Here is a 12,949-nt window from a genome sequence, read left to right as displayed (position 1 = left end):
TCAGTCAACTTTTCCAGTGCCTGACACACCGCTATCGGGAGCAAGCCCCCTCCCACATTTTGATCTTCATCAGGTTCAAGTAATGCGCATGCGCTTGCGCTGCTGTGTCTGACTGGGCGACTCATCAAACAACTTGCGGTACTCCGCCGAAAACCGCCCCAGGTGAGTAAAGCCCCAACCCAACGCAATTTCAGAGATAGTACGCACCGAGCCCTGTTCAAGAATCTCCTGACGCACCGCCCCCAACCGATGCTTCTTCAGATACGCCATGGGCGACAAGGCGAAGTACTTGCGAAACGCATCGAACAGCTTGAACCGCGACACCCCGGCCGCCGCTTCCAGGTCTTCCAGGTGCAGCGCTTCACGGGCGTTGTCGTGGATGTACTGGCGCGCACGAATCAGGTAGTGCGGCAGTTTTACCCCCAACACCTCGCGCAATTCTTCAGAATAGTTATTCGGCTGGGCCAGGATCAGCCCTTTGATCAGCGAGCTTTCCAGGTCCCGGGTAAATGCTGCCTGCTCGTACAACTCGCTGCTGCATTCCAGTTCGGCGATGAAGTATCGCGCCATGCGCCACCACGAAGCCGGGGCGCCGTCCACGGCATCCATCACCGGTTCAAAGCGCAGCGGCGCATCAATGGGCCGTTGCAGCAAACCTTCCAGCGACTCGCTCATCGCCGTACGGGTGATCACCACCTGCAACTTGCGACAGTCACCGGAAATCGCCAGCACCTGGTGCTCGTTGGGTGAAATGATCACGCCCTGGTCGCGGTTGGAACTGAGGCGTTCACCGTTCTTGCTCAGCTCCTGTTCGCCCACCAACGGCAGGCTCAGGCTGTAGCTGCTGAAATGCTCGGCGTCTTCGATGTCGATAGTCACGTCGGTGCCGTACTCAATCACACCCAGGGTGGTGGCGCGGGACTTGAACACGTTGGCGCTGTGATGAAATCGCAGGCGCTCGGGGGTAGCCGTCGCCAGGCGATGGGGCCCGCAGATGCCGGACATCCAGCTGCGGGCACCTTCGAGGTCAAAGCGTTGAATATGAATATCGTGTGTCTGGCTACTCATCGGGCTGCACCCACGGCGGTTAGGCGTTTGCGCGCTCTGGCGGCGCATCGTTGAACATCGACAGCAAGTTCCAAGCCACGTCGGCGCCGTTGCAACCACGTGGATAGCAACCGTCGACTATGTGGATAAATTCAGGTTTTCTGCGACCGTCACCTGCAATGACAGTAGCCCATTGCGTCACCGCGCCGCACCGTGTTGAGTATTTGCTGCCCAACTTTGCGGCCCATCTTCCCCCATTAAGCGGATAGCCCACCGCCCTTCTGCAGCGCCTTAATGGCTCACCCGTTTTAGCCATTATCAAAAGGTGCCTCCCATGAGTGGTGCAAGAACCGTCGAGCAGTGGAAAACCTTTATCGAAAGCTGCCTGGACTTTCGCCCGGCAGATGAAGTGTTCCGCATCGCCCGCGACATGTTCACCGAACCCGAGTTGTTCGACCTGGAGATGGAACTGATCTTCGAGAAAAACTGGATCTATGCCTGTCACGAAAGCGAACTGGCCAATAACCACGACTTCGTGACGATGCGTGCCGGGCGCCAGCCGATGATCATCACCCGCGACGGCGAAGGCCGGCTCAACGCGTTGATCAATGCCTGCCAGCACCGCGGCACCACCCTCACCCGGGTGGGCAAGGGCAACCAGTCCACCTTTACCTGCCCGTTCCACGCCTGGTGCTACAAAAGCGATGGCCGGCTGGTCAAGGTCAAGGCGCCGGGGGAATACCCCGAAGGGTTTGATAAAGCCACCCGCGGCCTGAAAAAGGCGCGCATCGACAGCTACAAAGGCTTTGTCTTTATCAGCCTCGACGTAAACGGCACCAACAGCCTGGAAGATTTCCTCGGCGACGCCAAAGTGTTCTTCGACATGATGGTCGCGCAATCGGCGACCGGTGAGCTGGAAGTGCTGCCGGGCAAGTCGGCCTACACCTACGACGGCAACTGGAAGCTGCAAAACGAAAACGGGCTGGACGGTTATCACGTCAGCACCGTGCACTACAACTACGTGGCCACGGTGCAGCATCGCCAGCAGGTCAATACCGAGAACGGCGCAGGCGCAAGCACAACGCTGGACTACAGCAAGCTCGGCGCCGGCGACGCGAATACCGATGACGGCTGGTTCGCCTTCAATAACGGCCACAGTGTGTTGTTCAGCGACATGCCCAACCCCAGCGTACGTTCCGGCTACGCCACCATCATGCCGCGCCTGGTGGCCGAACATGGCCAGCAAAAGGCCGAATGGATGATGCACCGCCTGCGCAACCTGAACATCTACCCTAGCCTGTTCTTTCTCGACCAGATCAGTTCGCAGCTGCGCATCATCCGCCCAGTGGCCTGGAACAAGACCGAGATCATCAGCCAATGCCTGGGGGTCAAGGGTGAGTCCGACGCGGATCGCGAAAACCGCATTCGCCAGTTCGAAGATTTCTTCAACGTCTCGGGCATGGGCACGCCGGACGACCTGGTGGAGTTTCGCGAAGCCCAGCGCGGTTTCCAGGGCCGCCTGGAACGCTGGAGCGATATATCACGGGGCAGCCACCGCTGGGAGACCGGACCCACGCCCAACAGTGAAGCCATCGGCATTCAACCGGCCATGACCGGCACTGAATTCACCCACGAAGGCTTGTACGTCAACCAGCACCGCAATTGGCAACAGTTTCTGCTCAAGGGTTTGGACCAGCGGGCCCTGAGCCTGCGGGAGGTGAAGTGATGAATGCGCAATTGCAGTACCGGGTCGAGCAGTTTTTTTACCGTAAATCCGAACTGTGCGACGCCCAGGACTGGGACGCCTACGTGCAGTTGTTCGACCCCCAGAGCGAATTCCATTTGCCGCAATGGGACTCGGAACACGTCTACACCAAAGACCCAAAACGTGAGATGTCGTTGATCTACTACGCCAACCGTTCGGGCCTGGAAGACCGCGTGTTCCGCCTGCGCACCGGCAAGGCTGCCTCGGCGACGCCAATGCCGCGCACTCTGCACCTGATCAATAACCTGCGCATTTCGGAGCAGGCTGACGGCACGTTGGAGGTGCGCTTGAACTGGCACACGTTGTTCTATCGCCTGGCCACGTCCGAGCAGTTCTACGGGCATGCCACGTACCACCTGAAGCCTGCGGGCGACAGCTGGCTGATCATGCGCAAGCACGCCTTACTGCTCAACGACACCATCAACTCGGTGCTGGATTTCTATCACCTATAGGCACCGGGAGTTTTTCCAATGAATCACAAAGTGGCCTTCAGCTTTGCCGATGGCAAGACCTTGTTCTTCCCGGTGGGCGCCAATGAAATCCTGTTGGATGCAGCCCTGCGCAACGGTATCAAGATCCCGCTCGATTGCCGCGAAGGCGTGTGCGGCACTTGCCAGGGGCGTTGCGAATCCGGCGAGTACACCCAGGACTATGTCGACGAAGAAGCGCTCTCGAGCCTCGACCTGCAGCAACGCAAGATGCTCAGTTGCCAGACTCGGGTGCAGTCCGACGCCACCTTCTACTTCGACTTCGATTCAAGCCTGTGCAATGCATCCGGGCCAGTGCAGGTACGCGGTACGGTGAGCGACGTGCAGCAGGTCTCCACCAGTACGGCGATCTTGCAGGTGCAACTGGACCAGCCACTGGATTTCCTGCCTGGCCAGTACGCTCGTGTCGCGGTGCCCGGCACCGACAGTTGGCGCTCCTACTCCTTCGCCAATCGGCCGGGTAACCAACTGCAGTTCCTGGTGCGCCTGCTGCCGGATGGGGTGATGAGCAACTACCTGCGCGAACGCTGCCAGGCGGGCGACGCGATGCTGCTGGAGGCGCCATTGGGGGCGTTCTACCTCCGGCATGTCACCCGGCCGCTGGTGCTGGTGGCGGGCGGTACCGGGTTGTCGGCGTTGCTGGGTATGCTCGATGAACTGGCGGCCAACGGCTGCTCGCAACCGGTGCACCTCTACTACGGCGTGCGCAGTGCCGAGGATTTATGCGAAGCGGCGCGTATCCAGGACTACGCGAGGACAATCCCGGGCTTTCGCTACACCGAAGTACTCAGCGATGCTTCATCCGAATGGCCCGGCAAGCGCGGCTACCTCACCGAACATTTTGACCTGGCCGAATTGCGGGACAGATCGGCGGATATGTACGTGTGCGGCCCCCCTCCAATGGTCGAATCCATTCAACAATGGCTGGTGGATCAGGCACTTGATGGCGTTCAGCTGTATTACGAAAAGTTTACGCAGAGTAATATCTGACCCTCAGCAGTTCTGAGGGGCCGATGCGGCGTGCAATCACCCTTGAGAAAAACAAGTAGAAGGGAATGTTAATGGCGGATGACATGGTTAACCCGGTGGGCCTCAAGCGTGGCCTGAAGAACCGGCACATTCAGCTGATCGCCTTGGGAGGCGCGATTGGTACAGGCTTGTTCCTCGGCTCGGCCGGGGTACTCAAGTCGGCGGGGCCGTCGATGATCCTGGGCTATGCGGTGGCCGGCTTTATCGCGTTCCTGATCATGCGCCAGCTCGGCGAGATGATCGTCGAAGAGCCGGTGGCCGGCTCCTTCAGCCACTTTGCGCACAAATACTGGGGCGGCTACGCGGGTTTTCTGGCCGGCTGGAACTACTGGGTGCTCTACGTGCTGGTGGGCATGGCCGAGTTAACCGCGGTGGGCAAGTACATCCAGTTCTGGTGGCCGGAGATTCCAACCTGGGTCAGCGCGCTGGTGTTCTTTGTTGCGGTGAACCTGATCAACACCCTGAACGTGAAGTTCTTCGGTGAAGCCGAGTTCTGGTTTGCGATCATCAAGGTGGTGGCGATTGTCGGCATGATCGTGCTCGGCTGCTACCTGCTGTTCAGCGGCACTGGCGGCCCGCAAGCGTCGGTCAGCAACCTGTGGAGCCACGGCGGTTTCTTCCCCAACGGCGGCATGGGACTGCTGATGTCCATGGCCTTCATCATGTTCTCGTTCGGCGGCCTGGAACTGGTCGGCATCACCGCCGCCGAAGCCAGCGAACCGCGCAAGGTCATCCCCAAAGCGATCAACCAGGTGGTGTACCGCATCCTGATTTTCTACGTCGGCGCACTGACCGTGCTGTTGTCGCTGTACCCGTGGGATCAATTGCTGCAAACCCTCGGCGCGTCGGGCGATGCCTACAGCGGCAGCCCGTTTGTGCAGATCTTCTCGCTGATCGGCAACGACACCGCCGCCCACATCCTCAACTTCGTGGTGCTGACCGCGGCGTTGTCGGTGTACAACAGCGGCGTGTACTGCAACAGCCGCATGTTGTTCGGCCTGGCCGAGCAGGGTGACGCGCCCAAGGCGCTGATGAAGCTCAACAAACAAGGAGTTCCGCTGCGGGCCCTGGCGATTTCGGCGTTGGTGACGATGCTGTGCGTGGTGGTCAACTACGTCGCGCCGCACAGTGCGCTGGAGTTGCTGTTCGCGCTGGTGGTTGCTTCGTTGATGATCAACTGGGCGCTGATCAGCCTGACCCACATCAAGTTCCGCAAGGCCATGGGCGAGCAAGGCGTGACACCGTCGTTCAAGACCTTCTGGTTCCCGTTCAGCAACTACCTGTGCCTGGCGTTCATGGTGATGATCATTGGCGTGATGCTGGCGATTCCGGGGATTCGCGAGTCGGTGTATGCGATGCCGGTGTGGGTGGGAATTATCTACATCGCCTATCGGTTTCGGATCAGAAACGGGAAAGTTGCAGTAACCCAGTAACCTCTGTGGGAGGGGGCTTGCTCCCTCCCACATTTTTAGCTGCATTCCAAATGAAAAGCCCCGCAGATCCGGGGCTTTTTTGTTTAGAGCGTGGAACGTACTCGCCAGAGTTCAGGGAACAGCACCGTGTCGAGCATCTTGCGCAAATACCCCACGCCCTCTGTGCCGCCGGTACCCGGCTGGAAGCCGATGATGCGCTCCACCGTGGTGACATGTCGGAAGCGCCATTGGCGGAACGAATCTTCCAGGTCGATAAACTTCTCGGCCAACTGATACAGGTCCCAGTACCGATTCGGGTCGCGATACACCTCGCGCCACGCCGCCTCCACGGAGTCGTCATGCACTGTGGCCGCCGTCGGGTCGCGTTCGGCGCGCTGCGGGTCAATCGCCAGTCCGGCCTTGACCATCAGGTTGACCGCTTCGTCATACAGCGACGGCGTGGCAATTGCCACCTGCAATTGCTGCAGCAAATCCGGGCGATGAGCATGGGGCCGCAGCAGCGCCGGGCTTTTGTTGCCCAGGATGAATTCGATCTCACGGTACTGGAACGACTGAAACCCCGACGACTGCCCCAGGAACGGGCGAATCGCCTTGTACTCCGACGGCGTCATGGTCGCCAGCACGGCCCAGGCGTGTACCAGTTGATCGAAGATCCGCGACACCCGCGCCAGCATCTTGAACGCTGGTGGCAGCTCACCCAGGCGCACATGTTCGCGGGCAGCCTTGAGTTCGTGAAGCATCAGCTTCATCCACAGCTCCGAGGTCTGGTGCTGGATGATGAAGAGCATTTCGTTGTGGTCTGGCGACAGCGGGTGCTGGGCGCTGAGGACTTTGCCCAGGTCCAGGTAATCGCCATAGCTCATGGACTCGGAAAAATTCAGTTCGGCGTTATGCCATTCTTCCGGCGGTTGGTAATCAGCTGAGAAAGGACATTGGCTCATCGCGTGGGCTCCTTGAGCGGGCGGAGAATGGCGCGGACCGGGCTGGCATCGAGATGGGCAAAACGTAGCGGCAGCGCGATCAGTTCATAGTCGCCCTCCGGCACTTCATCGAGCACTATGCCTTCGAGGATCGCCATGCCATGGCGCGCCACGGCGTTGTGGGAATCCATGGTCTTGGATTGTTGCGGGTCCAGGGACGGCGTATCGATACCGATCAGGCGCACACCCAGGCCGGCGAGCAGCTCAATGGTTTGCGGGGCGATGGCAGTGAAATTCGAATCCCATTCAGTCAGTGGCGCTTGTGGATAAGTACGCAAGAGCACGCGCTCCGGCAGGTTATCCACACGCCCTTGCAACTGATGCGGCTGCACCAACGCGCCGCTGCCCAGGCAATGCAATACCCGGCACGGGCCCATGTACACATCCAGCGAAACCTCGCCAATCGGCGCGCCATCGGCGCTGTAATGCAGCGGTGCATCCACATGGGCACCGGTGTGCGGCGACAGGGTTACGCGGCCCACATTTACCGGACACTCCGGGCCGAACTGCCACACGCGCTCTTCCTGGAACGGCGTATCGCCCGGCCAGGTCGGGGTCGCCGTGCTCAAGGGCGGGCTGATATCCCACCACGTTTTTATTGGGTTCATTGCAAGGCTCTCACTGGGTACTGGGGTGAATGATACGAGGGCCAGCTCTGAATTTTCTTGCGAATCTGGCGTGAGATGGGAAATGTTTCGCACTTACTGCGAGGAAATGGTCAGTTACTGCACAAATCTTTCGTTTAGACATGCCCCTTGTGGGAGCCGGGCTTGCCCGCGATGACGATGGCGCAGCCAGCCTCTTCATTGCCTGACACTCCGCTATCGCGGGCAAGCCCGGCTCCCACAGGGATGGGGGTGATTTCCAGTTCATCACATGACCTGCGCTTCTGGACATCCCGATGTCGAGTTCAGACCACTGGCGCAGCGCCCAAGGCCTTAGGGTTGAGCTTTCCCTTCCCTGCCTCGGAGTCATCATGTCCAAGCCCATCACCGTACTGCGCGACACCCACCCACTGCCGGTCCTGGATGCCTGCAAATGGGAAAAGCTTGAAGGCGACCCGCACACCGTCAACCTCAACGCTTATACCAGCGAAGACGGCAGCAAGATCATGGGCACCTGGATCTGCACGCCGGGCAAGTGGTACGTGGAGTACGTGAAGTGGGAATACTGCCATTTCCAGGAAGGCTACTGCGTGATCACGCCTGAAGGCATGGCGCCGATTCATCTGCGCGCAGGGGATATCTTCGTGGTGGAGCCAGGCATGAAAGGTACCTGGGAAGTAGTGGAGACCGTGCGCAAGTACTTCGTTTTTGCTTGATCCCTTCACCTGAAAAAGGGTCATCCTGGCCCTTTTTGCTTCAACGCCCCGGCGTCGTGCCAACTGCCCCGCTGCCCCCCCAAACCACAAAAAGTAAAAACAAACAACAGCCGTTTTTTCGAGTTGTATTTTTCGGCGAAACACTCCAAAAAAAACCGGCATAATGAAAAAAAGTCGCCTGCCTACATTATCAGCGCGCCCATACACTACTTTAGTTATAGATAGTATTAATTTTGACAGCTGCGCCTGCTTCGTATAATTTCATTGCAGCCTTGTTAGTATTCAGGCTCATTGGATTACAATCGCATGATAATAGGGATATAGGTAAAAGGTGCAGAAGCTCACATTATCTGAACTTTCAATCACCTTCTGTAGAAAATGCCAGGAGAGTTGAATTAGAATCCCGGTGTATTGACTGCACGGCTCTAAGCCTTCAACACTTCTCGTATCACTTGCTGCCCGCGGCAGTTGAGACCGCGCTTTTGTATGTAAAAGGACTAGAAAAATGCCTGATAAAACTACGCGCCTGACCATCCTCATCGACGCGCCGACCAAACAACGGCTGGAGTCCTTGTCCAACGACGTTGACCTTACTATCTCTCAGGTCATTCGCAAACTGATTCGCGATCACCTCCAACAGCACGAAAACCTCGTGGCTTCACCTGTCCGAGAGCCTGCAAAGGAAGACTCTTCGATGTATTCCTGATATATAAATTCGAACATCAGCCTACGTACGGACAATAACTTCTGCTGCGAGAAAGTTTGCATTTCTTGACGTACCCAGCGTCAATTAATAATAACCGTCGGCAAGTTATGATGCATGGAGAGTTTCGCCTGTGAAACAGCAACTGCTCGCTTGCTACACTCTTTTGAGCAAACACGCTAACGAGCTGACTGTCTCAACAGACGCCCCGCACACCTGCACTTTATTTTTTTCAATAAGTGATAGTACCTACCGTGCGGTGGTTTTTCATATTACCGCTGACAACTTCGAAACTGCCTGGCAATTGGGTGAGCTTGAATTCGAACGTCTCTGCTCCCACGCTGCACGCCAAGGGACTGATAAAACCGATCGTTCATGGATCCGCGTCGAACGTGCGTTCAACGTGACGCCAATAACCTGGGAAAAGTTCAGCGAACGCCTCAGGCGCCACAAGCGCAATTACTTCAGGCACGGCCTTGCATTCGATGCCGATATGCAGCTGGCAATCACCGAACAGGAATTGAATGCCAATGCCATCCTGTACGGCGGCAGCGACATTGCCCACGCGACCTTCAACACCAATAACTTCGTCACCTATGCCAAGCGGCGGTTCAGCGGCTCACAGGCCGCAGCCATCGTGGCAGCGCTTGCCCCCGAAACCCGCGTGTTCACCTTCAACACCACCGGTGTGTTCTGCGCCGAAGATGGCGTCGCCCACCCCCTTAACAGCAGCGGGCCGCAAACCGGCTGGCGTGCCCTGGGAGCGCTCGCACCTGATGATGTTCGGGCGTGTATAAACAGCGCATCCAGCTACCTGAGCACGCAGGTGCAAGACAGCGGGCAGTTTATCTACGGCTACTTCCCCTGCTTTGACCGAACCATCAAAAACTACAACACGCTACGCCACGCAAGCACCACTTACTCGATGATCGAGGCCTGGGCACTGACCGGCGATGAACAGCTCAAGGCAGCGATCGAGCGCTCGCTGACTCACCTCGCCGAGGTACTGATCAGGCCCTCCTTGCTGCCCAATGGCAGCGTGGCGGCGTTTCTCATCGACACCGACAACGAGATCAAGCTGGGCGGCAATGCGGTGTGCCTGCTGGCACTGGTCAAGTACAGCGAAGTCACCGGCACTCGCCGTTACCTGCCGCTTCTTGAAGCCCTCGCCAACGGCATGGCCTGGATGCAGGATCCTGTCAGCGGGGCGTTTGTGCACGTTTTGCATGCCCATGACCTGAGTGTCAAAGAACCATTTAGGATTATCTACTACGATGGCGAGGCCGCTTTCGGGTTGATCCGTCTCTATGGGCTGACCCGCAACGAGCGCTGGCTGGCCGTGGTGGAAAAAGCCTTCGACTATTTCATCGAGAAAGAGCACTGGCGCGAGCATGACCATTGGCTCAGCTACTGCGTGAACGAACTGACCCGCTACCGACCTGACGAAAAATATTTTCGCTTTGGCCTGAACAACGTCGCCGGCTATCTGGGGTTCGTCCAGCAACGCATCACCACCTTTCCGACGTTGCTGGAGTTGATGATGGCAGCGCAGCAGATGCTGACACGCATCGCCCAGCAACCATCACTGCGCCACCTGCTTGAAGAGATTGATCTGCACGCGTTCTACCGCGCGCTGCATCATCGCGCGCGCTACCTGCTCAATGGCTATTTCTGGCCGGAACTGGCGATGTATTTTGCCAACCCGGCGCGCATCGCCGGGGCCTTCTTTATTCGTCATCACGCGTTCCGGGTACGGATCGACGATGTAGAACACTATCTTTCCGGGCTGATCGCTTACCACCGTTATCTGCTTGATGGTGCCCCTCAGGTCAGTTGGGTCCAGGCCGCAACCGGCGTGGATCGAGCCTGGAACGCAGATACCCTGGCGCAAGTCACCCAGGGCACGTGGGCAACCCCACCGCCGCCCGGCTGGCGCGCAACGGGGCTGACGCCCTCCATGCAGTTCTTCAAGCCGCAGCGGATCCTCAGTCGCCATCCCAGCCGGGTCGGCCCCAATGAAGCGCAATCGGCGCAACGCTGGGCCCAGGCCAAACCCGAACGTCGACCGTCAGCCTTCCTGTGTGTAGACCCCACCCCCTACCTGAGCAGTGGGCTGCCGGTATTGCAGGTTGCCGACACCAGCGAGGCCATGTTGCAGATGGGCCGTCACGCCCGGCAGCACTTCAGTGGAACAGTGTTTGGCGTGACCGGCAGTTTCGGCAAGACCACTGTGGTGGCAATGCTTGCCCAGGCGTTGAAACCCTGGGGCAACGTGGGCCAGACCGAAGCCAACGCCAACCTGCCCCATGGCATTGCCTGGAACCTGGCGAGCATGACTGAGCCGGCAGAATTCTGGGTGCTGGAAATGGCCGTTGGGCGTATGCCGATCAACTCGGCGCTGGTTCGCCCGCAGATCGCCGTCGTCACCGGCATCGCACCGGCGCACTTGGAGTATCACGGAACCCTGGAAAACCTGGCGCGCAAAAAAAGCGCAATATTCGCCTCCATGGCCCCGGGCGGTCACGCGGTACTCTGTCGCGACATGCCTTACTACGAGCTGTTCGCCGAAGCCGCCGAGGTGGCCCAGTTGCACGTGATCAGCTTCGGCGAACACCCCGAAGCGGACCTGCGCTTGCTGGATTGGAACAGTGAAGTCCATCAAGTAAACGTCAACGCACTCCTTGCCGGGCAACCCTTGAATTTCAGTCTGAAGGCGCGCGGCAGGCATATGGTAATCAACGCGTTGGGAGTACTGGCGGCCCTGTCTGCACGCGGGCTTGCGGTCGAGCAGGCGCTGGAAACCCTGGGCGCGTTCATGCCCGTCGAAGGCCGCGGCAATACCCTGTCAATTACCTGCACAGGCGGCCATTTCCAACTGATCAACGATGCCTACAACGCCAACCCTGGCTCGATGAGTGCCGCGCTGCGCTCAATGACCGATCTGCCTGCCCCACCGCAGCACCGTGTGCTGGTGCTGGGGGATATGCTCGAACTCGGGCCCGACGCCCAACGTTATCACCTGGAGATGGCCGAGCCTTTGCGGGCGGTGGCGCCACGGCATGTGGTGCTGTGCGGCCCGTTGATGCACGCGCTGTACCTGTCGTTGCGTGACGAGCTGCCAGTGCAATGGTTTGAGAATGCCAAGGCGCTGAACCAGGCACTGGCGAACGACCCGCAACCGTGGTTTCAGCCTGGCGATTGGGTCATGGTCAAGAGCTCGGGCGGGACGGGGCTGTCGCAGCTGTGTGATTGGTTGACCTCACGCGAACAGGCGGTGCCGGTCTAGCCCGCGCACTGCACCGCCGTCTTCAGCCCGATGTCATGGCGCAACTGGTGAAAGGCCGTGGGCACGCCCAGCGCCTTGATCAAATGCGCCTGGTGCCCGGCCCGCATCAGTGCCTGGAAGAAAGCTTCCTGCAGGGCGAACGGTGCGACTTGATCGTCCGGGCTGCCAATCACATACAACTGCCGTGCGGGTGCGACGGCAATGCCATCGATGTGCCGGGCCGGATCATAAGGGTGCAGCAACCCATTGGTGTCACGCCCAGGCCTTGAAGGCAGGCCCTTGCTCTGGCGGATCATCTGCGCCCGCTGCACCAGCGAGAAAGCACCGGAGGTCATCACCGCGCATTTCACGTCGGTACGGCCCAGCGTCAACAGTGCAGCGGCAACCGTAGCGCCGCCACTGTGCCCGAGCAACACGAACTGCCCAATGCCATAGCGCTCGCGCAACTGATCCAGCGCCCCATTGAGCGCAATGAACTCCTGCGCCTGACGCCGTTGCCCGTGGTTGCCGCTGGAACCGTAGGTGCCGGGGCGCGCTACAATCACCAGGGGCACACCCGCGCGCTTGGTCAGCATCGTGGCCTGGCTGACTTTGGCGGCCAGGGTGTTGCCGGCAATCGCCTGCGGCGCACGATGCATCTCGCTCGTGCGATCACCGTGGAACATCACAATCACCACGGGCGCACGCTCCAGGGCGCCGCCAGCGAAGTAACGAATGCACGCATCGCCTCGGGCAATTTCGACCCACAGCGCCGAACCCGGCTCAGTGCAGGTGCCGCGGTCGGCGGGCGCATTCCAGCGCAGCGGGGTCGTCGCCTCATCGAACGCCTGCACCCAAGACGTACAGGCCATCGTCAGGCCCAACAGCACACCGATGCCGAACGTTCTACCCATCCTG

The 12,949-nt window shown here is 59.2% G+C and carries 11 protein-coding genes; 7 read left to right on the top strand and 4 right to left on the bottom strand.

The features are described from left to right. Positions 1-75: 75 nt before the first annotated feature. Positions 76-1,068: an AraC family transcriptional regulator gene (locus tag JH25_RS08140; protein ID WP_032879494.1), complete on the bottom strand. Its 993-nt coding sequence runs from the start codon at positions 1,066-1,068 to the stop codon at positions 76-78. Between the two features lie 313 nt (positions 1,069-1,381). Between JH25_RS08140 and antA the strand changes: the two genes are divergently transcribed. From antA to JH25_RS08160, 4 genes are all read left to right on the top strand, one after another. After that, a complete protein-coding gene (gene antA, locus JH25_RS08145) occupies positions 1,382-2,773 on the top strand; it encodes an anthranilate 1,2-dioxygenase large subunit (RefSeq protein ID WP_032879492.1) in 1,392 nt (463 codons plus the stop codon). Beyond that, entirely contained in the window at positions 2,773-3,264 is a 492-nt protein-coding gene (gene antB, locus JH25_RS08150) for an anthranilate 1,2-dioxygenase small subunit (RefSeq protein WP_005791362.1), read from the top strand. The genes antA and antB overlap by 1 nt, the downstream gene beginning before the upstream one ends. 18 nt (positions 3,265-3,282) lie before the next feature. Then, a complete protein-coding gene (gene antC, locus JH25_RS08155; protein WP_032879489.1) occupies positions 3,283-4,290 on the top strand; it encodes an anthranilate 1,2-dioxygenase electron transfer component AntC in 1,008 nt (335 codons plus the stop codon). A gap of 71 nt (positions 4,291-4,361) precedes the next feature. Then, positions 4,362-5,762: an amino acid permease gene (locus JH25_RS08160; RefSeq protein WP_005791366.1), complete on the top strand. Its 1,401-nt coding sequence runs from the start codon at positions 4,362-4,364 to the stop codon at positions 5,760-5,762. A gap of 83 nt (positions 5,763-5,845) precedes the next feature. Here the strand turns inward: JH25_RS08160 and kynA are convergent, their stop codons facing one another. Together kynA and kynB are read right to left on the bottom strand one after the other, a co-directional pair. Beyond that, complete coding sequence (kynA, locus tag JH25_RS08165) at positions 5,846-6,703, bottom strand: tryptophan 2,3-dioxygenase (RefSeq protein ID WP_005791367.1); 858 nt, start codon at positions 6,701-6,703, stop codon at positions 5,846-5,848. Continuing rightward, positions 6,700-7,350 (bottom strand): arylformamidase, encoded by a 651-nt coding sequence (gene kynB / locus JH25_RS08170; RefSeq protein WP_005791369.1) that lies wholly within the window; start codon positions 7,348-7,350, stop codon positions 6,700-6,702. The genes kynA and kynB overlap by 4 nt, the downstream gene beginning before the upstream one ends. 368 nt (positions 7,351-7,718) lie before the next feature. Here kynB and JH25_RS08175 point away from each other — a divergent pair, with 368 nt between their 5' ends. From JH25_RS08175 to JH25_RS08185, 3 genes are all read left to right on the top strand, one after another. After that, a complete protein-coding gene (locus JH25_RS08175) occupies positions 7,719-8,063 on the top strand; it encodes a cupin domain-containing protein (RefSeq protein ID WP_003194115.1) in 345 nt (114 codons plus the stop codon). 505 nt (positions 8,064-8,568) lie between these two features. Continuing rightward, positions 8,569-8,769 (top strand): hypothetical protein, encoded by a 201-nt coding sequence (locus JH25_RS08180; RefSeq protein WP_005791371.1) that lies wholly within the window; start codon positions 8,569-8,571, stop codon positions 8,767-8,769. 256 nt (positions 8,770-9,025) lie between these two features. After that, positions 9,026-12,052 (top strand): UDP-N-acetylmuramoyl-tripeptide--D-alanyl-D-alanine ligase, encoded by a 3,027-nt coding sequence (locus JH25_RS08185; RefSeq protein ID WP_236648061.1) that lies wholly within the window; start codon positions 9,026-9,028, stop codon positions 12,050-12,052. On the opposite strand, the gene JH25_RS08190 is transcribed toward JH25_RS08185, so the two are convergent. Next, on the bottom strand, positions 12,049-12,945 hold the full coding sequence (locus tag JH25_RS08190; RefSeq protein WP_177327410.1) for an alpha/beta hydrolase family protein: 897 nt from the start codon (positions 12,943-12,945) through the stop codon (positions 12,049-12,051). The two genes, JH25_RS08185 and JH25_RS08190, sit on opposite strands and share 4 nt — an antisense overlap. Positions 12,946-12,949 lie beyond the last annotated feature (4 nt).

Origin of the sequence: Pseudomonas sp. BRG-100 (genome assembly GCF_000737955.1) — a bacterium.
Taxonomy (GTDB): domain Bacteria; phylum Pseudomonadota; class Gammaproteobacteria; order Pseudomonadales; family Pseudomonadaceae; genus Aquipseudomonas; species Aquipseudomonas synxantha_A.
The sequence above is the reverse complement of the archived record's forward strand: the minus strand, read 5'-3'. Positions and strand labels throughout refer to the sequence as shown.

What these genes read in the sequence shown, in the direction of transcription:
- antB (WP_005791362.1), top strand. Translation starts at nt 2,773, where the DNA reads ATGAATGCGCAATTGCAGTACCGGGTCGAGCAGTTTTTTTACCGTAAA.
- JH25_RS08190 (WP_177327410.1), bottom strand. Translation starts at nt 12,945, where the DNA reads ATGGGTAGAACGTTCGGCATCGGTGTGCTGTTGGGCCTGACGATGGCC.
- kynB (WP_005791369.1), bottom strand. Translation starts at nt 7,350, where the DNA reads ATGAACCCAATAAAAACGTGGTGGGATATCAGCCCGCCCTTGAGCACG.
- kynA (WP_005791367.1), bottom strand. Translation starts at nt 6,703, where the DNA reads ATGAGCCAATGTCCTTTCTCAGCTGATTACCAACCGCCGGAAGAATGG.
- JH25_RS08160 (WP_005791366.1), top strand. Translation starts at nt 4,362, where the DNA reads ATGGCGGATGACATGGTTAACCCGGTGGGCCTCAAGCGTGGCCTGAAG.
- antC (WP_032879489.1), top strand. Translation starts at nt 3,283, where the DNA reads ATGAATCACAAAGTGGCCTTCAGCTTTGCCGATGGCAAGACCTTGTTC.
- JH25_RS08175 (WP_003194115.1), top strand. Translation starts at nt 7,719, where the DNA reads ATGTCCAAGCCCATCACCGTACTGCGCGACACCCACCCACTGCCGGTC.
- JH25_RS08180 (WP_005791371.1), top strand. Translation starts at nt 8,569, where the DNA reads ATGCCTGATAAAACTACGCGCCTGACCATCCTCATCGACGCGCCGACC.
- JH25_RS08140 (WP_032879494.1), bottom strand. Translation starts at nt 1,068, where the DNA reads ATGAGTAGCCAGACACACGATATTCATATTCAACGCTTTGACCTCGAA.
- antA (WP_032879492.1), top strand. Translation starts at nt 1,382, where the DNA reads ATGAGTGGTGCAAGAACCGTCGAGCAGTGGAAAACCTTTATCGAAAGC.